21 protein-coding genes are annotated in these 20,858 nt (G+C 70.2%); 17 read left to right on the top strand and 4 right to left on the bottom strand.

The window, feature by feature from the left end:
* Window positions 1–283 precede the first annotated feature (283 nt).
* On the bottom strand, window positions 284–1,027 hold the full coding sequence (locus DEU31_RS02565; RefSeq protein WP_243733689.1) for a TetR/AcrR family transcriptional regulator: 744 nt from the start codon (window positions 1,025–1,027) through the stop codon (window positions 284–286).
* A 161-nt stretch (window positions 1,028–1,188) separates the two neighbouring features.
* Here DEU31_RS02565 and DEU31_RS02560 point away from each other — a divergent pair, with 161 nt between their 5' ends.
* The 5 genes from DEU31_RS02560 to DEU31_RS02540 all read left to right on the top strand — a co-directional run bounded on the left by DEU31_RS02560 (window position 1,189) and on the right by DEU31_RS02540 (window position 8,534).
* Window positions 1,189–2,013 carry a sugar phosphate isomerase/epimerase gene (locus tag DEU31_RS02560; RefSeq protein WP_133675565.1) on the top strand — a complete coding sequence of 275 codons (825 nt, stop codon included), beginning with the start codon at window positions 1,189–1,191 and terminating at the stop codon, window positions 2,011–2,013.
* Window positions 2,010–3,146: a Gfo/Idh/MocA family oxidoreductase gene (locus tag DEU31_RS02555; RefSeq protein ID WP_133675563.1), complete on the top strand. Its 1,137-nt coding sequence runs from the start codon at window positions 2,010–2,012 to the stop codon at window positions 3,144–3,146. Before DEU31_RS02560 ends, DEU31_RS02555 begins: the two co-directional genes overlap by 4 nt.
* A gap of 837 nt (window positions 3,147–3,983) precedes the next feature.
* Entirely contained in the window at window positions 3,984–4,964 is a 981-nt protein-coding gene (locus tag DEU31_RS02550; RefSeq protein ID WP_133676298.1) for a patatin-like phospholipase family protein, read from the top strand.
* A 143-nt stretch (window positions 4,965–5,107) separates the two neighbouring features.
* Complete coding sequence (locus DEU31_RS02545) at window positions 5,108–6,406, top strand: ATP-grasp domain-containing protein (protein WP_133675561.1); 1,299 nt, start codon at window positions 5,108–5,110, stop codon at window positions 6,404–6,406.
* 91 nt (window positions 6,407–6,497) lie between these two features.
* The gene (locus DEU31_RS02540; protein ID WP_133675559.1) at window positions 6,498–8,534 is read left to right on the top strand and encodes a CocE/NonD family hydrolase; all 2,037 of its coding nucleotides are present in this window, start codon (window positions 6,498–6,500) and stop codon (window positions 8,532–8,534) included.
* A 95-nt stretch (window positions 8,535–8,629) separates the two neighbouring features.
* On the opposite strand, the gene DEU31_RS02535 is transcribed toward DEU31_RS02540, so the two are convergent.
* Complete coding sequence (locus tag DEU31_RS02535) at window positions 8,630–9,850, bottom strand: YihY/virulence factor BrkB family protein (protein WP_133675557.1); 1,221 nt, start codon at window positions 9,848–9,850, stop codon at window positions 8,630–8,632.
* A gap of 380 nt (window positions 9,851–10,230) precedes the next feature.
* Here DEU31_RS02535 and DEU31_RS02530 point away from each other — a divergent pair, with 380 nt between their 5' ends.
* From DEU31_RS02530 to DEU31_RS02510, 5 genes are all read left to right on the top strand, one after another.
* On the top strand, window positions 10,231–10,626 hold the full coding sequence (locus DEU31_RS02530) for a phage holin family protein (RefSeq protein ID WP_062947281.1): 396 nt from the start codon (window positions 10,231–10,233) through the stop codon (window positions 10,624–10,626).
* A 1-nt stretch (window position 10,627) separates the two neighbouring features.
* Window positions 10,628–11,011, top strand: a complete 384-nt coding sequence (locus DEU31_RS02525) for a DUF3618 domain-containing protein (protein WP_133675553.1) — start codon at window positions 10,628–10,630, stop codon at window positions 11,009–11,011.
* A 53-nt stretch (window positions 11,012–11,064) separates the two neighbouring features.
* Window positions 11,065–11,361 carry a DUF4235 domain-containing protein gene (locus DEU31_RS02520; protein ID WP_133675551.1) on the top strand — a complete coding sequence of 99 codons (297 nt, stop codon included), beginning with the start codon at window positions 11,065–11,067 and terminating at the stop codon, window positions 11,359–11,361.
* Window positions 11,362–11,411: 50 nt separating this feature from the next.
* Window positions 11,412–11,636, top strand: coding sequence for a hypothetical protein (locus DEU31_RS02515; protein ID WP_133675549.1), 225 nt, complete (start codon window positions 11,412–11,414; stop codon window positions 11,634–11,636).
* A gap of 174 nt (window positions 11,637–11,810) precedes the next feature.
* Window positions 11,811–12,686 carry a M23 family metallopeptidase gene (locus DEU31_RS02510; RefSeq protein WP_133675547.1) on the top strand — a complete coding sequence of 292 codons (876 nt, stop codon included), beginning with the start codon at window positions 11,811–11,813 and terminating at the stop codon, window positions 12,684–12,686.
* Between the two features lie 28 nt (window positions 12,687–12,714).
* Here DEU31_RS02510 and DEU31_RS17055 read toward each other — a convergent pair whose 3' ends face one another.
* Window positions 12,715–12,888 (bottom strand): hypothetical protein, encoded by a 174-nt coding sequence (locus tag DEU31_RS17055; protein ID WP_243733687.1) that lies wholly within the window; start codon window positions 12,886–12,888, stop codon window positions 12,715–12,717.
* Between the two features lie 182 nt (window positions 12,889–13,070).
* Entirely contained in the window at window positions 13,071–13,214 is a 144-nt protein-coding gene (locus DEU31_RS17045) for a hypothetical protein (protein ID WP_243733685.1), read from the bottom strand.
* A 115-nt stretch (window positions 13,215–13,329) separates the two neighbouring features.
* On the opposite strand from DEU31_RS17045, the gene DEU31_RS02500 reads away from it, so the two are divergent.
* The 7 genes from DEU31_RS02500 to DEU31_RS02470 all read left to right on the top strand — a co-directional run bounded on the left by DEU31_RS02500 (window position 13,330) and on the right by DEU31_RS02470 (window position 20,838).
* Window positions 13,330–14,406, top strand: a complete 1,077-nt coding sequence (locus tag DEU31_RS02500) for a HAMP domain-containing sensor histidine kinase (protein ID WP_166649353.1) — start codon at window positions 13,330–13,332, stop codon at window positions 14,404–14,406.
* 564 nt (window positions 14,407–14,970) lie between these two features.
* Entirely contained in the window at window positions 14,971–16,581 is a 1,611-nt protein-coding gene (locus DEU31_RS02495) for a polysaccharide biosynthesis tyrosine autokinase (protein ID WP_166649352.1), read from the top strand.
* Window positions 16,578–17,156 (top strand): hypothetical protein, encoded by a 579-nt coding sequence (locus tag DEU31_RS02490; RefSeq protein WP_133675543.1) that lies wholly within the window; start codon window positions 16,578–16,580, stop codon window positions 17,154–17,156. The genes DEU31_RS02495 and DEU31_RS02490 overlap by 4 nt, the downstream gene beginning before the upstream one ends.
* A complete protein-coding gene (locus DEU31_RS02485; RefSeq protein WP_133675541.1) occupies window positions 17,149–18,297 on the top strand; it encodes an aminotransferase class I/II-fold pyridoxal phosphate-dependent enzyme in 1,149 nt (382 codons plus the stop codon). Before DEU31_RS02490 ends, DEU31_RS02485 begins: the two co-directional genes overlap by 8 nt.
* Complete coding sequence (locus tag DEU31_RS02480; protein WP_279535626.1) at window positions 18,294–18,932, top strand: sugar transferase; 639 nt, start codon at window positions 18,294–18,296, stop codon at window positions 18,930–18,932. Before DEU31_RS02485 ends, DEU31_RS02480 begins: the two co-directional genes overlap by 4 nt.
* The gene (locus DEU31_RS02475) at window positions 18,929–19,576 is read left to right on the top strand and encodes a NeuD/PglB/VioB family sugar acetyltransferase (RefSeq protein ID WP_133675539.1); all 648 of its coding nucleotides are present in this window, start codon (window positions 18,929–18,931) and stop codon (window positions 19,574–19,576) included. Before DEU31_RS02480 ends, DEU31_RS02475 begins: the two co-directional genes overlap by 4 nt.
* On the top strand, window positions 19,570–20,838 hold the full coding sequence (locus DEU31_RS02470) for an oligosaccharide flippase family protein (protein WP_279535625.1): 1,269 nt from the start codon (window positions 19,570–19,572) through the stop codon (window positions 20,836–20,838). The genes DEU31_RS02475 and DEU31_RS02470 overlap by 7 nt, the downstream gene beginning before the upstream one ends.
* Window positions 20,839–20,858: the final 20 nt, after the last annotated feature.

Genomic DNA, 20,858 nt, shown 5'->3' with positions numbered 1-20,858 from the left:
GTCGGGCTCAGCCTACGGTCGGGCGCCGACAGCGGACCAGGGCGGCCCGGCAGAAGAGACTTCACAGACAGGGCCGCGTCACTCGGGCGCTGGATAACTCTTGAGGTGGTCTGCCACGGTCAACCATCCAACTTCAAGAGTTTTCCTTGGATCGCCGAGCAGTCCGAGCGTGCACCCTTCACCCCGGCCCAGCAGGGCCTGCCGTCGGCCGCTGCCGCATCCGCTGGTCATCGGCGATTCTCCTGTCGTCGGTTCGCGTCCCCCGTACTGCTACGTCAGCCCCTCACGGCTCCAGCAGCACCGCGAACAGCTCGAGGGTCTGCTGCAGCTGGATCGAGGGCTCGAGCAGCCATTGGATCTGCAGGCCGTCCGAGGCGGCGACGATCAGCGCCGCCATCTGCTCGGGGTCGACGTCGGCTCGCACCCGGCCCGCTGCCTGGTCCTCGCGCAGCCGGGTCGCCAGGCCCCGGCGCACGTTCTCGAAGCGGGCGGTGAAGAACTCCTTCGCCGGCCCGCGCTCGCTCTCCAGCGAGGTCGCCACCAGCGTCGAGTAGAGCTGGACGAGCCCGGGCACCTCGAGGTTCGCCATCGCGGCATTGGCCATCACCTCGACGGCGAGCTCGTCGTCGAGGGCGCTCGGCCCCTCCCGCTCGAGACGGTCGAGGTCACGGCGTCGTTCGGCATGCTCGTACACGGCGACCAGCAGCTCCTCGCGGGAGGAGAAGTAGTGCAGCAGCGCACCGTGGGAGACGCCGATGGCCTCGGCGATCCGGCGCAGCGAGGTGCCGTCGGCCCCGCGGTCGCGGAACACCTCGATCGCGCGGTCGAGGATCTCCTGCCGCCGCGCGATGCCCTTGGAATAGGAGCCCTGACGGCCGATGCCGCGAACCCGCGCCGCTCCGGCGGCCGACGGACCGCTCGGTCCGGCGGCGTCGTCGGCAGGGGTCGCGGGATCCCCGGCGAGGCTCAGGGCGGAGCTCGCGGCAGGGTTCGCGGGGTCCTCGGCAGGCTCGTCGTCGGTGCTCATGGCGCCACAGTATGCGCCGTCGGCCGCGAAGACGAGAGAAAACCTCCACCCGGTGGGATCCGGTGCTACGCTGTCGCCCACGCACCGACCCGTCCTCGCCCGAGGCGAGCAGGCGAGTGCGACCCGCCCTCTGACGACGACGTACCGAAAGCAGGTCACCCGTGGCATTGCCCCTCGCCTCCGTCCAGCTGTACACGCTGGCCGCGGAGTTCTCCGCAGACATGAACGGCTCCCTCGACAAGCTCGCCGGCATCGGCCTGAAGAACGTCGAGGCCTTCGACTTCGTGCGTCGTCCGAAGGAGATCCGTGCGGCGCTGGACGCCTCCGGCCTCGCCTCCCCCACCGGCCACGCCCCGCTGCTCTCCGACGAGCTGTGGACCCCGGACGGCTCCATCCCCACCCCCTCCAACGAGGTCGTGTTCGAGGCCGCCGCCGAGATCGGCATGAAGACCGTCATCGACCCGATGGTCCCCACCGAGCGCTGGCTCACCGAGGACGGCGTGAAGGACATCGCCGAGCGCCTCAACGCCGCCTCCGAGAAGGCCAAGGAGTTCGGCCTCGCCGTCGGCTACCACAACCACGCCCAGGAGTTCCTCGCGGACTTCGACGGCCAGACCGCCTACCAGCGCTTCCTGTCGCTGGTCGATCCGTCGGTCGAGATCGAGCTGGACCTGTACTGGGCCCTCGTCGGCGGCCAGGACGTCGTCGCGCTGGTGCAGGAGCTCGGCGACCGCCTCGTCGCGATCCACGTCAAGGACGGCATCAAGCCCGAGTCCAACCCCTTCGCGCCCGGCGCCCCGAAGTTCAGCTCCTCGAGCCTGGACCAGCGCCACGCCGGCCAGGGCGAGGTGCCCACCGTCGAGGCGATGAAGGCGGCGACGAACGTGAAGTACGCCGTCATCGAGTACGACAACGCCCCCGGCGACGTCTTCGCGGACGTCGAGAACAGCTACCGCTTCCTGATCGACGGAGGACTCGCAGCATGAGCACCCCTTTCAACGGCCCCGTGGGCGTCGGCTTCATCGGCACCGGAGTCATCTCCGACCAGTACCTGACGAACCTCACCACCTTCCCCGACCTCGAGGTCCTGATCCTCGGCGATCTCAACACCGAGGTCGCCGCGGCCCAGGCCGAGAAGTACGGCATCCCCGCCTCCGGCACCGCGCAGGACGTGCTGGACCACCCGGGCGTGCAGGTCGTCGTGAACCTGACCATCCCCGCCGTGCACACGGAGATCTCCTCGCAGGCGATCGCCGCGGGCAAGCACGTGTGGACCGAGAAGCCGCTGGGCCTGGACCGCGAGTCCACCGCCGCACTGCTCAAGCAGGCCGACGAGGCCGGGCTGCGCATCGGCTGCGCCCCCGACACCGTGCTCGGCGCCGGCGTGCAGACCGCCAAGCGCGCGATCCTCGACGGCCTCATCGGCCGCCCGCTGTTCGCGCAGACCTCCATGCAGTGGCAGGGCCCGGAGGTCTTCCACCCGAACCCCGCCTTCCTGTTCGCCAAGGGCGCGGGCCCGCTGCTGGACATCGGCCCGTACTACTTCACCACCCTAGTGAGCCTGTTCGGCACCGTCGAGAAGGTCGCCGCGATGGGCCTGAAGGCACAGGAGGAGCGCGAGATCCTCGTCGGCCCGAACAAGGGGCAGAAGTTCCCCGTCGAGCCGCCGTCGACCATCTCCGTGCTCACCCAGTTCGAGGGCGGCCAGACCGGCACGTCGCTGGTCAGCTTCGACTCGCCGCTGGCCCGTCAGGGCATCGTCGAGATCCACGGCACCGAGGGCTCGCTCTCGATCCCCGACCCGAACATGTTCGAGGGCCGCATCGCCTACGTGCGCCCCTTCGAGTCCTTCGGCGAGGCCCCGCCCGAGCAGGAGTGGATCGAGATCCAGCAGGAGGGCCCGGTCACCGGCCGCGGCCTGGGCCTGCTGGACATGGTCCGCGCCATCCAGGACGGTCGCCCGCACGTGGCGAGCGGCGAGGTGGGCTACCACGTGCTGGACATCATGCTCTCCGCGGAGGAGTCGGCCGAGCGCGGCGAGTTCGTGGACGTCGAGTCGTCGGTGGACACCGTGCCGGTGCTGCCCGAGGGCTTCGACCCGCTGGAGAGGACGCTCTGAGCAGGGGGTTCTCAGCAGGGCATCTGAGGGGGCTCTGACCAGGGCCTCCGCAGGATTCTGACCCGCCGGGGTCGGTGCGAGCGATCGCATCGGCCTCGGCGGGTTGTTGCGTGGGTGGGGTGGGGGCAGGACGGGACGGCGCGGGGGGGCGGGCTGGACGGGGCAGACCGGGCAGCACGCGATCGAGACCTGAGTTTGTGACGGTATGAGGCCCAATACCGTCACATCGCCACGTCTCGGTGGCGGGAAGCGACGTCGTGGACCCGGCCGGCGCGGGGCCGGTGAGCTTTTGTGGCCGTGAGGACTCATCTGCGGGCTCGCATGAGTCGCCGAAGGCACAAAACTTTCGGCCCGAGCGAAGTCCTGCATGACGCGCCGTCGCAGGTCGGCCGGTCAGCAGACATGGGCTTTCGAGCACGCCCTTCGCCCATGTTCGCTATCCCTGCGTCGTGGATCTGTCCACCGGCCTGCCCGCGGCCCGGCCGCGTCGGCTCGGCGTCGGACCGCTCCCCTAGCCTGGGCGCCATGACGTCCCCGCAGCCTGCCGTCTCGCCCGACACCCCGCCGAGCGCCGCCCCGCACTCGAAAGATGAGGGCAAATCTGCGCACGCTGGGGCTGAGGGTAAATCTGCGCACCCCCAGAGTGAGGGCCATACTGCGCGCGCTGGGGCTGAGGGCAAATCTGCGCACGCCGCGGCTGAGGGTAAATCTGCGCACCCCCAGGGTGAGGGCCATACTGCGCGCGCTGGGGCTGAGGGCAAATCTGCGCACGCCGCGGCTGAGGGTAAATCTGCGCACGCCGGCGGCGAGGACCTCTCGCATCGCGTCGACCTCGTGATGGAGGGCGGCGGGGTCAAGGGCATCGCCCTGGCCGGGGCGATCGAGGTGCTCGAGGAGCGCGGCTACCGGGTGCACCGGGTGGCGGGCTCGTCGGCCGGGGCGATCGCGGGCGCGCTCGCCGCGTCGGGGATCGACGGGTCCACGATGGTGGAGATCCTCCGCGCCACCGACTACCGGCGCTTCGAGGACGGGCCGTGGTGGACCCGCACCCTGCCCGGCAAGGCGCTGTCGATCCTGCTGCACAACGGGATCCACCGCGGCGACTTCCTCCAGCAGTGGCTCGAGGAGCAGCTCGCCGAGCACGCCCCGGCAGGCGGCACCGGCACCTTCGGCGACCTCGTCATCGACGATCCCGAGGTGGACGTGAGCAGGGACGATCCGCGCCGTCACCGCCTGGTGGTCACCGCCTCGGACCTCTCGGCCGGGAAGCTGCGGCTGCTGCCCCGCGACGCGGCCGAGCTCGGGCGGGCCCCGGAGCGGCTGCGGATCGCGGAGGCGGTGCGGGTCTCGTCCTCGATCCCGCTGTTCTTCCGGCCAGTGCGGTGGAAGTCCCCCGCGGGCGGCAGTGCGGTGCTGGTGGACGGCGGGATGCTCTCGAACTTCCCGGTCTCCGTGTTCGATCGGCCGGGCGGCGAGCCGCCGCGCTGGCCCACCTTCGGCATCAAGCTCTCGGCCAAGCCGGAGGCGGACTTCGGCCAGCGCAACCGGATCCGCGGCCCGCTCTCCTTCGGGAAGGCGGTGGTGGACACGGTCACCGGGTTCTACGACCGGATGCACATCGACGCCCAGCATGCGGTGGAGCGGACCATCTTCATCGACACCGACTCGGTGCGCCCCACCCAGTTCGACCTCTCCGACGAGGACCGCGACCTGCTCTACCGCAAGGGGCGCAAGGCCGCGACGGAGTTCCTCGACGGTGACGAGCGCGGGCAGGAGCCGTGGGACTTCGCGGCGTATACGGCCCGGTTCCGGAGCTGATAGGGCACGCAGCGCCGGAGTCCGACCGATCGGCCCGTATCGTGCGCCCCGACGGGGTCGTCGTGCAACAGTCGCGGCATCCGGGCCGCCCGGGGAACTCCGACCCCGGCACACTCGATCCCGGCCCGCGGAGGAGCACACGCATGAACACGAAGAACATCTTCGTCTTGGGGCTGACGGACGTGCAGCGCCGTGAGCTCGAGACCGTCAGGAACGCGGAGGACCTCACCTTCCACGGCGTGCTCGACTACGAGACCCTGGTGAACACGACGGACCTTGACTTCGACCAGCTGCTCCATGACGCGCGCGCGGAGCTGGACGCCTTCGACGGCAGCATCGACGCGATCATCGCGCACTGGGACTTCCCGGTCAGCGTGCTCGCCACGGTGCTCGCGGCGGAGAACGGCCTGCCCGCGCCGTCGCTCGAGAGCCTGCTGAAGAGCGAGCACAAGTACTGGAGCCGCCTCGAGCAGCAGCGCTGCATCCCCGAGTGCGTGCCCGGCGTCGCCGCCTTCGACCCGTTCGACGACGACGCCCTGGCCACGATCGGCCTGGACTTCCCGTTCTGGGTGAAGCCGGTCAAGGCGCACTCGTCGGCCCTCGGCTTCAAGGTCGAGGACGAGGCGCAGTTCGCCGCGGCGCTCGAGGAGATCCGCGAGCACATCGGCGAGATCGGCGACGCCTTCAACCAGGTGCTGCGCCGGGTGGCGCTGCCGGCGGAGCTCGAGGGCGCCGGCGGCAACTCCTGCCTCGCCGAGCAGTTCGTCGAGGGCACCCAGGTGGCGCCCGAGGGCACCATGTTCCGCGGCGAGTACCACGTCCACGGCGTGTTCGACATGCACAAGGACGAGGCGGGCACCAGCTTCTCGCGGCTGGACTACCCGGCCAGCTCCGTGCCCGAGCCGGTGCAGCAGCGGATGATCGACCTCACCGAGCGGTACCTGCGCCAGGTGGGCTACGACGACGGCTGCTTCAACTCCGAGTTCATGTGGGACCGGGAGCAGGACCAGCTGTGGCTGATCGAGGTCAACACCCGCATCTCCCAGTCCCACAGCGACCTGTTCGCGAAGGTGGACGGCAGCTCGAACCACGAGGTCGCGATCGACATCGCGCTCGGCGAGAAGCCGCGGATGCCGCATCGCGAGGGCGAGTTCGCCACCGCCGCGCAGTGCATGCTCTTCCACGACGAGGACGCAGTCGTCACCCGCGTCCCCTCCGCGGAGGACAAGGCCGAGCTCGCGCGCCGCTGGCCAGGCACGCTGCTGACCCTCCAGGTCGCCGAGGGCGACCGGCTCTCGGAGCTGCCGGGGCAGGACAGCTACCGCTTCATCCTCGGCAAGCTCTACATCGGCGCCGACAGCACCGAGCAGCTCGTCGAGCGCTACCGGGAGATCGCCGCCGAGATCCCCTTCGAGTTCGCGCCCGCCCCGGCCGACGGGTGACAGCCCGGCCGTCGGCTGGCATCGTGGCAGGTGCCCGAGCCTGCCCCCACGAGTGACCACGCACCCTCTAGGACCATCAGGAGGCGCACCCATGAGGACCGTCACCGAGTTCCCCCACGAGACCCGCGAGATCGAGAACGTGTTCATCCCGATGCGCGACGGCGCCCGCCTCGCCGCCCGGCTCTGGATGCCCGTCGACGCGGAGCAGCGCCCGGTGCCCGCGGTGCTGGAATACATCCCGTACCGCAAGCGGGACTCCAGCCGTGCGCGCGACGACCTGAACCATCCCTACCTCGCCGGTCACGGCTACGTCTGCGCGCGGGTGGACCTGCGCGGCAGCGGCGACAGCGACGGCGTGATGGTCGACGAGTACCGGGAGCAGGAGCACGAGGACGCCGAGGACGTCATCGCCTGGCTCGCCGAGCAGCCCTGGTGCGACGGGAGCGTGGGGATGATGGGCATCTCCTGGGGTGGGTTCAACAGCCTCCAGCTCGCCGCGCGCAGACCCCCGGCGCTCAAGGCGGTGATCAGCGCGTCGGCGACCGACGACCTGTACGTCGACAACATGCATTACATGGGCGGCTGCCTGCTCGCGGACAACCTCTCCGAGGCGACGGTGATGTTCGCCTTCAACTCCCTCCCGCCGGACCCGCAGATCGTCGGCGACCGCTGGCGCGAGATGTGGCACGAGCGCCTCGAGGGCAGCGGGCTGTGGCTGGAGACCTGGCTCGAGCACCAGCGACGGGACGACTACTGGAAGCCGGCGTCGGTATGCGAGGACTACTCGCAGGTGGGCTGCCCGGTGATGGCCGTCGGCGGATGGGCCGACGGGTACACCAACGCGATCTTCCGCCTGATGGAGAACCTCGACGTGCCGCGCAAGGGCCTGATCGGGCCCTGGGGCCACAAGTACCCGCACATCGGGGTGCCCGGCCCCGCGATCGGGTTCCTGCAGGAGGTGGTGCGCTGGTGGGACCACTGGCTCAAGGGGGCCGACACCGGGATCATGGACGAGCCGATGGTGCGCGCGTGGATGCAGGACAGCGTCTCCCCCGCCTCCTCCTATGCCGACCGTCCGGGCCGCTGGATCGCCGAGGACCGGTGGCCCTCCCCCCGGATCGAGGAGCGGGAGTACGCGCTGCGCGGCCATCATCTCGAGGAGGGGGCCGCCGACGAGCCCGGCCGTGAGGTCTCCGTCCTCTCGCCGCTGAGCGTGGGGATGTTCGCGGGCAAGTGGGCCTCCTACGCCGCGGTGCCGGACCTGCCCTTCGACCAGCGGGAGGAGGACGGCGGCGCGCTGTTCTTCGAGACGCCCGAGCTCACCGAGGAGCTGGAGATCTTCGGCCTTCCCAGCTGCGAGCTCGAGGTCAGCGCCGACAGGCCCGTCGCCCAGCTGGCGGTGCGGCTCTCCGACGTCGCCCCCTCCGGGGAGGCCACCCGAGTGACCTACGGCGTGCTGAACCTGACCCACCGCGACGGCAGCGCCGAGCCGCAGCCGCTCGAGCCGGGCAGGAAGTACCGCGTCGAGGTGCCGCTGAACGGCGTCGCCCAGTCCTTCCCCGCCGGGCACCGGCTGCGCCTGTCGGTCTCCACCTCGTACTGGCCGCTGATCTGGCCCGCGCCGGATGCCGCGACGGTCACGCTGACCACCGGCACGAGCCGCCTGCTCCTGCCCGTCCGGCCACCCCGCGAGGAGGATGCGCACCTGCACGAGTTCGGCGAGCCCGAGGCCGCCGAGCCTCTGGCCGTCACCGATCTCGCCCCCGGCGCGCACCACTGGCGGGTCACGCGCGATCTGGCGACCGACGAGTCCGTGCTCGAGGTGGTCAACGACCAGGGCGAGTTCCTGATCGACGAGACCGGCAGTCGGATCCGCCGCGCGACCGACGAGTGGTACAGCTTCCGCTGGAACGACGTGACCTCGGTGCGCGGGGAGACCCGCACCGTGCGCCGGGTGGAGCGGGAGGACTGGGGCGCGCTGATCACGACGCGCACGATCCTCACCTCCACCCCCACCGAGTTCGTGATCGACGCCCAGCTGGACGCGCACGAGCTGGATGCCGAGCGGGGCGATCCGCGGGTGCACTCGCAGAGCTGGTCGCGGCGGATCCCGCGGGACCTGGTGTGAGGCGCGGGTCGCGGCGCCCTCGCGGCGCGGCGGCGACCGGCCCGACTCGGCCGATGCGGGCGGTGGTCGTGGCCGGCACCGCAGCGCCGTGCCCGTCAGCGTGATCCGTCGTGGCGCCGGTGCCGGCGATCGCTGTCGGACCCCCCGCGACGCTCGCCGTCGCGGGCCGCGGCCGGGTCCTCCTGGCTGCGCCCGGCGCTCTCGCGCAGGTTGCGTCCGCGCTCGACGTCCTCGGCGTACTTCCTCGCCCTCTTGTCGCTGGCCCTGGTGTCCCGGGGCGGCAGCTGCAGCTCCTCCTCGGCCGGGATCCCGGCCTGCAGCTCGCGGCCCCGCTCGATCTCGCTGTCGAGCTCGGCGCCGAACAGCAGGATCACGTTGACGATGTACATCCACAGCAGCAGGATGATCACGCCGGCGAGGGCGCCGTAGGTCGCGTTGTAGCTGCCGAAGTTCGCCGCGTAGAGGAAGAACCCGACGCTGGCCAGCACGGCGACGAGGATCGCGACCAGCGCCCCGATGCTGATCCAGCGGAAGCGAGGCTGCTGCACGTTGGGCGTGGCGTAGTACAGCAGCGCCACCACGAGCACCACGATGCCGGCGAGCACGAACCACTTGGCGATGTTCCACGCCAACACCGCCGCGCCTCCCACGCCGATCGCGTCGCCCACGGCCTCGGCGACCGGGCCGGAGAGCACGAAGATCATCAGCCCCACCGCACCGAGCACCAGGAACAGGGCGGTGAGCAGGTACATCTGCACGGTGAGCTTGACGACGCCGCGCCCCTCGGGAACGTCGTGGATGATGTTCATCGCCCGGCCGAAGGCGCGGGTATAGGTCGAGGCGGACCACAGGGCGGTGGCCAGTCCCAGGATCAGGCCGAGCCCGGCGGCGGGCGCGGTGAGGATCGATTCGAGGGCCGGCTGCACCGTCTGCCACGCCTCGGGGGGCACGATGGCCCGCGCCTGGTCGAGCACAGCGGTCACCGATTGGTCGTCCTGCCCGAACAGGCTGAGGATCGACACCAGCGCGATCAGGGCGGGGAAGATCGACAGGACGGTGCGGTAGGTGAGACCGGCGGCGAGATCGGTGCACCCGTCGGCGGAGAACTCCCGCATCGTCGTGCGCAGCACGTACCGCCACGAGGGGGCCGTCACCTCGGCAGGTGAGTCCGGCTTGCGCGGGTCCTCCGGATCGGGGGCGTCCGCGGGATGGGTGCCGGCGCGGCCGGAGCGGTGGCGGTCCTCGGCTCCCGACGTGCGGACCCCCTCGCGGGAGCGGCCCTCCGCGGGGCCGCGACTGCTGCTCGTCGACGTCATGTCCGTCCTCCTCGGTGAGGCCCTCCGTGCGCGTGGAGCGATCGAACCACGCCCGCCGCCGGGAGGACAGGCGTGCCCGCAACGGGTTCCTCCGCATGGATGCACGTGCAGGCCGGCGCGCCGCGGACGCCGCGACCATACGGTCGGACGCTCCTCCCGACGCTTCCGCGCGCCCGAACGCCGCAGTTGAGCGCCCGAATATGGCGGCGGGACGTTCGCCCCGCCTCGCCGGCCGTGGCCGGCGCCGCCGCGCCGTCCCTAGGCTATGTCCAGCACCACCAGATCCGTCTCGCACCCCGCCGCACAGCGCGGCGGGATGAGGCCCCGCCCCGATCATCGGCGCGGCGTGGTGGGAGCGACCGCAGAGAAGGGAGCCTCCCGTGACCACCTCTCGACCCCCCGGGGAACCGTCCGTCGCCGACCTCGTGGACCGATTGTCGGAGCAGACCGCACGGCTGGTGCGGGACGAGCTGAAGCTCGCCCGCGCCGAGTACACCGAGAAGGCCAAGCAGGGCGGGACCGCCGCCGGGCTGTTCGGCGCGGGTGCGATCCTCGCCTGGTTCGGCGTCGGCACGCTCCTGGCGACGCTGATCCTGGTCCTGGCGCTGTTCCTGCCGGCCTGGGCCGCGGCGTTGATCGTCACCGTCGCCGTGTTCATCGCCGCGGGGATCGCCGCGCTGCTCGGCAAGAAGAAGGCCGAGGGCCTCACCCCCGCGCCGGAGCGCACGGTCGAGACCGTGCGCCGCGACGCCCGAGAGATCAAGGAGCGGATCTGACATGTCCCACTCAGCTGCCAGGCCCGGCCAGGGCGAGAACATCCGCGTGAACCCCGGCGCCGGCGAACCCCGCGAACCGGCCGACGACGCGAGCCCCGACGAGATCGAGGCCGACATCGCGCGCACCCGCCGCGAGCTGGGCGAGACGGTCGAGGCCCTCTCCGACAAGCTCGACCCGAAGGCGCAGGCCGATGAGCAGATCAGCCGGCTCACGCACCGCGCCCGTGAGCAGGTCGACCACGCCCGCGAGCGCGCACAGTCCACGCTCTCCCACGCCCGGCACACAGCCGCCGACCCGCACAGCCCCGTCCCGGCGCTGCTCGCCGCGGCCGCCGGCGCGACCGTGTTCGCCGCCGTCGGCCTGCTGATCACCCGTCGGCGCTGACCCGGCCCCTCCCGGCCGGGCCCGCCACACTGCACTGCGCGAAGGAGCACCTCATGGCCCATCGGAAGCCCACCAGCACGTCCGCGAAGATCCTCTATCGGCCCGTCGGCCTGGCGAGCGGGATCCTCAGCGGCGCCCTCTCCGGGGTGCTGTTCAAGCAGCTCTGGAAGGTCGCCTCTCCCTCACGATCGAAGGACACCCCTAAGGCGCTCGAGTCCGAGTTCCCGCTGCGGGAGATCCTCATCGCCGCCGCGCTCCAGGGCGCGATCTACGCGACGGTCAAGGCGCTCGTGGACCGTGGCGGCGCCCGAGCCTTCGAGAAGACGTTCGGGGAATGGCCCGGCGACTGACCCGTCCGGAGACACCACCGGACCGATCGACCAGGAGACGAGGTACCGAGATGACCAGCACACCGATGCACCACCCTGATGACGAGCCGCGCCCCGACCCGGAGGACCAGGGGGAGGAGAGCTCGTCGAGGGACGAGATCGAGGACCTCGTCGACGAGCGCACCAAGAGGCTTTCCCGCGAGGAGGCCGAGCAGCACGACGGCATCATCGAGGCGCAGCAGGACGAGATCGATGCGGAGGAGCGGACCGAGCCGGGAAGCGGCTACGGGCACTGACCCGTCGGTCGCCCCGGGGCCGACGGGCGGGCCGGGGGTCCGCGCCGACTGAGCCCGACTCTGCAGGCCCCGGCGGCGAGGCCCCTCCGAGCGGTCGCGGAAGACCCGGGACGGACCAGCCCGTCAGTGCGTACTGTGGGTGCATCTCCGCCCCCTCACCGGCAAGGTTCCTCGATGTCCTCCGTGCTGCGACTGTCCGGGCCGGCGTTCGCGCTCGGTGCGCTCCTGATCATCGTGACGGTCTCGCTGGGCCGCGGGATCGGCCCGCTGTACCTGCTGGGCGTGGCGCTGGTGGTGCTCGGGGTCGCGGGGCAGCTCCTGCAGGGCCGCTGTCAGCGCCCCGCGACGGACCGGGAGCCGATCCCGCTCGCGCTGCCCGTGACCGGGCGGTGGCGGGGTCTGAACTCGCCCGCCTCGAAGGTCCCGTCGCACACCCACCGGCTCGCCCAGACGTACGCCATCGACATCACCTACGAGCCCGAGGGCGCCTCGCCCCGCGCGCTGGATCCGCTGTGGAGGCCGATGCGTCGGCCCGAGTCCTTCCCCTCCTTCGGCCAGGACGTCCTCGCGCCCTTCGACGGGGAGGTGGTCGCGGTGCACGCCACGAGCAGGGACCACCTCAGCCGGCTCTCCGTGCCGGGCATCGCGTACCTGCTGCTCGAGGGGTTCGTGCGCGGCATCGGCGCCCCGCGGCACCTGCTGGGCAACCACGTCCTGGTGCGTGCGACCGGCGGCGGGGCGGCCGGTGATGCCGATGACGCGGCCGTTCCCGACGGGACGGTCGTGGTGCTCGCCCACCTCCGGCGCGGCTCCCCCACCGTCGCGGTGGGGGCGAGGGTGCGCGCCGGTCAGGTGCTCGGACAGTGCGGGAACTCCGGGAACTCCTCCGATCCGCACGTCCACTTCCAGCTCATGGACGGCCCCGACATCACGACGGCGACAGGCCTGCCCTTCACTTGGATCTATCTCGACGAGCAGGGCGCGGTGCGGACCGGGGTGCCTTCGAACGAGGAGCTGTTCACCGCAGTCGCGGAGGAGGCCGCCCGCTGACGCCGGCACGGTGCCCGTCGGTCCCGGCTCAGCGGGCGACGACTCCCAGATGAGCGGCGAGCGCCTCGGCCTGGTCACGCACGACGAAGCCGGTCGCCTCGATCTTCGCGAGGTCCAGCACCGAGCTGCGGGGGCGCAGCGCGATGACGCCGGCGCCCTCGGCCCTCCCCTGGGCGGCGTAGTGCTCCGGCAGGGTCGCCACCAGCCGGTCGCCAGCGACCTCGGTCTGCCCGCAGACGCCGAGGGGGTCAGCGGCGCCGCCTCGTCATGGACCTCCGCGGTGCCGTCGAAGACGTAGTCGCTCGAGACGTGCACGAGAGTCGCGCGCTGCGCGCGGGCGGCCTCGACGAGCCGGGCGACGCCGTCGACGTTCACGACCCAGCCCTAGGCCCGGCCTTCCGGGGTCTCGGCGGCGTCGACAGCGGTGCGCGCGGCGGCGTTGACGATCGTGCCGTAGGGGCGGAAGTCGAAGGCGGCAACCGACTCCGCCAAGGCGAGATCCAGACAGTCGCGGCCGACGAGGTCCACGTCGGCCCTCCCCTGCCAGCACACGGCGACCGCCCGCCCCAGCTACCCGTTCGCGCCGACGACCAGGGGGCGGCGCAGCGAGAGGCTGCCGGAGACCGTCGCGGAGCGGAAGACGGTGATCGGCGAGCTCGACGCCCCCGCGCAGCTGCTGCAGAGCATCCTGGACACCGTGGATGTGGGCATCGTGGTCGTCGACGCGGACGGCCACGACATCCTCATGAACAGCCGGCAGCGGCGGATCCACGCCCTCGCCACCCTGCCGGGAAACGACGGCCTCAACGAGGCGGAGCTGCTGCTGCGCTACCCGGGGACGTCGCTGCCGATCCCGGTGGACGAGCGCGCGGTGCGCAAGGCGGTGCTGCAGGAGTCCTTCAACAACTACCTGGTCGCGACGGGCCCGCCGAGCGAGGACGGCGCCGCCTTCTCCGCCTCGGCCCGGCAGATCCTGGACCGGCGGGGCGAGCGGGCCGGGGCGATGGTGGTGTTCTCCGACGTCACCTCCTACCTCGAGATGGTCCGCTCACGGGAGCAGCTCGTCGCCTCGGTGTCCCATGAGCTGCGCACCCCGTCGACCTCGATGATCGGCTACCTGGAGCTGACCCAGGACGGCCTGGACCTCTCGAAGGCGACCGCGAGCCGCCTGCAGGTCGCACATCGCAATACGGAGCAGCTGCAGGTGATCGAGGAGGAGCTGCTGCAGGATCAGGTGAGCCGCTCCGGAGAGGAGAAGCTGGTGCTGCGTCCGAGCCGGCTCTCCGAGAGCGCCGAGCATTCCGTGGAGTCCTTCGCGCTGCGCGCCGAAAGGGCGGGGATCGCCCTCATCTCGGATCTGCAGCCCACGCCGGAGATGCCGGTGGACACCGTCCGCATGCGGCAGGCCGTCGACAGCCCGCCCCCCGACGCCCTGCAGTACACCCGCCGTGGCGGGACCGTCACGGTCGCCGCCGAGATGATCGAGGGGCAGGCGGAGCTGCGGGTCACCGACACCGGGATCGGCATGACCGCGCAGGAGCAGACCACCCTGTTCACCGACTTCTACCGCACCGAGACGGCCCGCAACAGCGACATCCCCGGCCACGGCATAGGCCTCTCGCTCACGCGGCCGATCGTCGTCTCCCACAACGGGCAGATCAGCGTGCGCTCCCAGCCCGGGGAGGGCTCGACCTTCCGGATCCGCTTCGCGGTGGAGTAGTCGCCAGGAGCCGACGAGCAGGGCGGAGCTGTTCGCCCGGTGGACGACCAGCGGGGCTGGCCCGTCGTTGCGCAGGTCTACGCGCAGCCGCGCCGTGGTGCCGCAGGGCTCGGCGGGGAGGATCGACTCGAGGCCCGCGAAGAGCATCCGATGGTGGCGCAGCAGGTCGATGTGGTCGGGCGCCGTCGACTCCGCGGTGAGCTCCTCGCACACGGCGATGGAGCCGCGTGAAGCCCCTCTGCTCACCGCACCGAGGACGGGGTGATCGGGGAGCTGATGGAGTGGGGGGCAGGTGCTGCGGGGGCTCCCGAAGGCAGGTTGATGTCCGCGCAGACATGTGTCTGTTGACTGCTGCTCACCGGGCGTTTCCGTCTCGTTCCACCCGGGCTGGAGCAAGGTCACATCCACGTTGGGTGGGAGTCGGGCAATACGACTCCTGAACAAACCCTGAGTGCGCTACATTGGTCGGTTGAATGCGGTTTTGCGCTCGCCTGCGCACGTGGGCAGGGCCGTCCGTAGCGGTCCGGGCCCACCGGGGCCATGACGTCGATGGAATGGAAGCCTGTGGAGCTGCAGAACTACCTGTCGATCCTGAGGGATCGATGGATTCCCGCTTTGATCGCCGCTCTCCTCGTTCTCGGAGCAGTCGTAGGGTTCACCCTCCTGCAGACCCCGACATACCAGGCGAAGAACCGCATGTTCGTGCAGACCCAGGCGGGCGGCTCGGTCACCGAACTCAACAGCGGTGTTATCTTCGCTCAGCAGCAGATCACCAGCTATGCCGATCTGGCCACCACTCCCCTGGTGCTGGAACCGGTGATCGAGGAGCTGGGCCTGGATTCCTCCCCGCAGGACCTGGCGAGCCAGATCTCCACCTCGGTACCGCCGGAGACGCTGATCCTCGAGATCGCGGCCTCGTCGGAGGATCCGGGGCAGGCAGCGGAGATCGCAAATGCCACCGCCGAGAGCCTGCGCCAGACGGTCTCCGAGCTGGAGACCGACGGCAACACCTCCTCGGTGGAGCTGACGGTGATCGCTCCGGCCACCACTCCGTCATCACCGGCGTCCCCCAGTCTGCCGCGCAACCTCGCGGTGGGCCTGGTGCTGGCCCTGATGGCGGGGGTGGCTACCGCGGTCATCCGTGACCTGCTGGACAACCGGGTGCGCCGTCCCGAGGACATCGAGAAGACCTTCGAGCGCCCGGTGATCGCGAAGATCCCCTCCAGCCGGGATACCAAGCATCTGCCGCTGATCGCGGCGCAGCACCCGCAGAGCCTGCAGGCGGAGGCCTATCGCGACCTGCGCACCAATCTGCAGTTCATGGGGCTGGCGGAGGGGCAGCGCAGTGTGCTGATCACCTCCTCGCTGCCCGGTGAGGGCAAGTCCAGCTCCGCGATCAATCTCGCACATGTGATCGCTCAGTCCGGTGCCCGCGTGCTGCTGATCGACGCCGATCTGCGCCGTCCCTCGATCCACCAGTACCTGAGCCTGGAGGGCAATGCCGGCCTCACCACCGTGCTGATCGGTGAGGCGGAGCTCGACGAGCTGGTCCAGCCGCTGGAGACGGAAGGCCTCGATGTGCTCACCTCCGGCCCCATCCCCCCGAACCCGAGCGAGATGGTGGGCAGCGAGAAGATGGAACAGCTGCTGGCCACCGCGATGGCACAGTACGACTTCGTGGTGGTGGATGCCCCGCCGCTGCTGGCCGTCACCGATGCTGTCGTGCTCTCCCACCACGTGGGCGGCGCACTGGTGGTGGCGCGCAGCGAGGCCGTGAAGAAGCAGCAGCTGGCACAGGCACTGCAGAAGCTGGAATCCGCCGGCGGCCGAACACTCGGCGTGATCCTGAACCGGGTGCCCACCGGGAACCGGGGTGCGTACTCGTACACCTACACCTACTCCTCGGACGAGTCCGCGGTGAAGCCGAGCGCGGTGGCCGAAGCCGCCGGGTCAGTCACGCCCGCGGCGACGACGGAAACCGTTGCCTCCGCCGAACCGGCCCGCCAGCAGCTGCTCGAGCAGGGAGCTTCTTCGGATGAACTGGGGTCGTACCTGCGTCCCACACGTCGCCGGGCCGGGCGCAGGCGGGCCAGCACGCGACCTGATGATCCCAGCACCACGCCGCGCACCTGGCCGGTGACCTCCGTAAGCAGGGGCGAGGACGCTCACCGATGAGCCGCGGCTCGATCCTGGTGGTGTGCACCGGGAACATCTGCCGTTCCCCCCTGGGTGAGGCGATCCTGCACGACGCCCTCAGCGCCCAGGGGATCACGGTGACCAGCGCCGGCACCCATGCAGCCGCCGGGCGCGAGGCCGAGCCCGTGACGATCGAGTTCGCGAGCCGCGAGTTGGACCGGGACCTGCACCACGTGGGCCGGCAGCTGGACCAGTCCACTGCGGAATCCACCGACCTCATCATCACCATGACCGAGGAGCACCGTTCATGGGTGGCGAAACTTGCCCCCCGCACGGTGCGCCGCATCTTCACCCTGGTGGAACTGCAGCATGTGCTCGCCCTGCTGCGCCCGGACCAGACGTTCGAGACGGTGCGCGAGCTGGCCATGGCCGCCTCGCGGCTGCGCGCACGAGCCGGGGCCGGTGGCACCTCCACGGACATCCCGGACCCGTACGGCGGCCCGCCGGAGGGGTACGAATCCTCGTTCCGCACGATCGCCCAGACCTGCGCACTCGTCATCCCCGCCCTTCGCACCCACCTCCAGATCGACGCAGGAGAACCCCACCATGGCTGATCGCATCTTTATGTCACCCCCGGATGTCACGGCCGCCGAGGAAGAGGCCGTCATCCGCGCATTCCGCGGAGGATGGATCGCGCCCCTAGGGCCCGAGGTGGACGCATTCGAGAAGGAACTCGCCGAGTTCTGCGGGCGCGACCATGCCGTCGCGCTCTCCTCGGGAACCGCTGCGCTGCACCTCGCACTGATCCAGCTCGGGGCAGGGCCCGGGGATGTGGTGGTCACCTCCACGATGACCTTCGCTGCGACGGCCAACGCGATCGTGTACACCGGCGCGGAGCCGGTGTTCGTGGACTGCGACGACACCGGTTCCATGGACCCGGATCTGCTCGCGACGGCCCTCGCCGAACTGGCCGAGCAGGGCCGCACTGTTCGCGCCTTGGTTCCTGTCGATCTGCTGGGCAAGGTCGTCGACCACGAGGCGACCGGCAGGATCGCAGCGGAGCACGGAATTCCGGTGCTGTCGGATGCGGCAGAGTCCGTGGGTGCCACCCGGAACGGCCGACCCGCGCCCGCGTACGGCGTCGCGGCTGCGGTGTCGTTCAACGGGAACAAGATCATGACCACCTCCGGGGGCGGCGCCCTGCTCACCGATGATGCGGACATGGCGGCCCGCACGCGGTATCTCGCCACCCAGGCCCGTCAGCCCGTGGTCCACTACGAGCACGTGGACGTGGGATACAACTACCGGCTCTCCAACCTGCTGGCAGCCCTGGGCCGTGCACAGCTGGAGCGCCTGCCGCAGATGATCGACCGTCGCCACGCCATCCGGAGGGCCTACATCGACCTGGCAGATGATCTCGGCGGCGTCACCGTGTTCGGCCTTCCCGATGCCAGCGAGGACGGCTCCACCCGCGACAACGCCTGGCTCACCTCGATCCTGATCGATGAGCAGAAGTCGGGTTACACCTCCGGCGACCTCCAGGCGCATCTCGCAGGGCTGGACATCGAAGCACGGCCACTGTGGAAGCCGATGCACCTGCAGCCGGTGTTCGAGGATCGGACCGCGTTCGTGAACGGGACCTCGGAGCGCCTTTTCCGGACCGGTCTGTCCCTGCCCAGTGGTTCCGCCCATGACGAGGCGACGATCGAGCGTGTGTGCGAGGCGATCCGCACCTTCGCGGAGACCCCGCGGTGAAGCTGTACGACCCGGTCAAGCGTGCGCTCGACATTGTCGTGTCCTTGCCGCTGGCGGTCGTCACCCTTCCTGTGCAGGCTGCGGTCGCGGCAGCGGTGAGGACTCAGCTCGGATCCCCCGTGCTGTTCCGTCAGCAGCGCCCGGGCCGGTACGGCAGGCCGTTCGAGCTGCTGAAGTTCCGCAGCATGCGCAATCCCGCGTACGAGGGTGAGCCAGATGCGGATCGGCTCACCCGGTTCGGCCGACTCCTGCGCTCCACGAGCCTCGATGAGCTCCCGTCCCTGTGGAACGTGGTGCGCGGCGACATGAGCCTGGTGGGGCCTCGCCCCCTCCTGATGGAGTACCTCGAGCTGTACACGCCCGAGCAGGCGCGCCGCCACGACGTGCGCCCCGGGGTGACCGGACTGGCACAGGTAAGCGGCCGTAACGCCACCACCTGGGAGGACCGATTCGCCCATGACGTGAAGTACGCCCGGGAGCGGTCCCTGGCACTGGACCTGAAGATCCTGGCCCGCACGGTCACCACGGTGCTGCGGCGGGACGGAATCTCGAACGAGGGCTCGGCAACAATGCCGAAGTTCACCGGCTCCACCCAGCACCTCGGCACACCGAGCGCTGAGGGCGCAGCGCGATGACGGGCACCCCCCTCGTCGTTGTCGGAGCAGCCGGCACAGGGCGCGAGACCCTCGACATCATCGAGGCGATGAACCAAGCAGGGGCAGGGATCGACGTGCTCGGCGTGCTGGACGACTTCCCGGCTCCCGCACACCTCGAACGTCTCGAAGCCAGGAGCGTCCCGTTCCTGGGAAGCGTCGATGACTGGATCGCGAGTCGCTCCGATCCCTGCAGCTTCGTCATCGCGATCGCGTGGCCCCAAGTTCGGCGAGCCGTCGCCGATGTGTTCGAAGGGGCAGGCCACCATCCCGCCACCCTCGTGCACCCGAAAGCCGTGATCGGGTCGCAGGTGAACCTCGGCGAGGGAAGCGTGGTCTATGCGGGTGCCCAGATCTCGACGAACGTGAACGTCGGTCGGTACGCGATCCTCAATGCGCAGTGCTACATCGGCCACGACTCGATCCTGGACGACTACGTGTCCGTCAACCCGGGCGCCCGCATCTCAGGCGAGGTCTTCTGCGGGCAGGACGTGCTCATCGGCGGCAGTTCGACCATCCTGCAGGGACAATCAATCGGACCACGCACGGTCATCGGTGCATCCGCGCTGGTCACACGGAATGTCCCCGGCGGGGTCACCGTGAAGGGAGTGCCGGGACGGTGGTAGATCCGGAGCCGACTGCGCACGGGGACGGTGAGTCACGGGGCTCCAGCGCCATCACGCGACTTCGTCGGGGATCTGCGATCGTTTTCGCAGGCAGCGTGTTGGGGTACGGGATCTCGTACCTGGTCACACCGCTGCTCGGTCGACTCGTCACACCCGAAACCTTCGGTGTGTTCTCTGCGGTCCTGGCGCTCGCATCCCTTTTCACGGGGTTCTCGACCCTCAGACTCGAGGTGTTCGCCGCGAGCATCGCCTCCAGCGCGCACCAGCGGAATGCTCGTCTGCTCGCACTCATCGTCGCCGTGATGATCTCGCTCATCATCCTCGTCGCTTGTGCAGCAGCATGGCTGATTGCCGATGTGTCACCCCTGTGGCTGCTCGCCGCCCCGATGGTCTTCATGGGGTCCGTCCAGCTCATCGCCACCGCCCGCTACTCCGTGGCACGCGCCTACACCACCATGGGTGTGGGGAACTTCGTGCAGGGCGGAGGAACCGGTGTTGCTCAGCTCGCGTTGGCTGCCATGTCCCCGACCGCGATCTCACTCGTGCTCGGCTTCTTGCTGGCTCGAGTGCATTGGTTGTTGGCGCTGCGCGGTCATCGCGCGAATCGGATGCCCCTGTTGGGCACATGGCGCCGTGCACGCTCGTTCGCTCGCTCTGCGGGGGTGAGCGCACTGTTGAACAGCACGGGGGGGCAGGCGCCCGTTCTCCTCATGACAGTGATGTTCGGGACCGCCGGAGCCGGGGTCTTCGCGATGGCGGTGCGGCTCCTTGTGGGTCCTCTCGCGATCGTTGCCCAGGCCGTCGGGTCGACGAGCATGGGTGAGATCGGTCGACTGGCATCCAGGCGCGATGCCCAGTTGCTGCCCACCGTCGACTCACTTCTTCGACAGCTGGCACTCATGATGGCGGTGCCCTGCCTGCTTGCTGCAGTGTTTGCGCCAAGCCTGGTCACGCTGGCGCTCGGTCCCGGCTGGGAACAGACCGGGCTGGTGATCCAGGTCCTCACCCTCGGAGCATTCGCCCAGGCTGTCGGCTCTCCACTCACCCAGATCCTGAACCTCACGCACCACTCCAAGGTCCTGATGAAGTGGGATGCCGCCCGACTCATCGCCATCGCAGCCACGTTCATCGCGGTGCCGTTGGCCGGAGGCGGGATCGTCCTGGTCAGCCTCCTGTACTCGGTGACCATGCTGGTGCTGTACATCGCCGCAGTGATCCTGGTGAGGTCCGCCTGCCGACGCGTCTCGCTCTCTACCTCTTGAGCCGCCGGGCCTACTGGTCC

This window comes from Brachybacterium sp. AG952 (assembly GCF_004362645.1).
Taxonomy (GTDB): domain Bacteria; phylum Actinomycetota; class Actinomycetes; order Actinomycetales; family Dermabacteraceae; genus Brachybacterium; species Brachybacterium conglomeratum.
The sequence above is the reverse complement of the archived record's forward strand: the minus strand, read 5'-3'. Positions and strand labels throughout refer to the sequence as shown.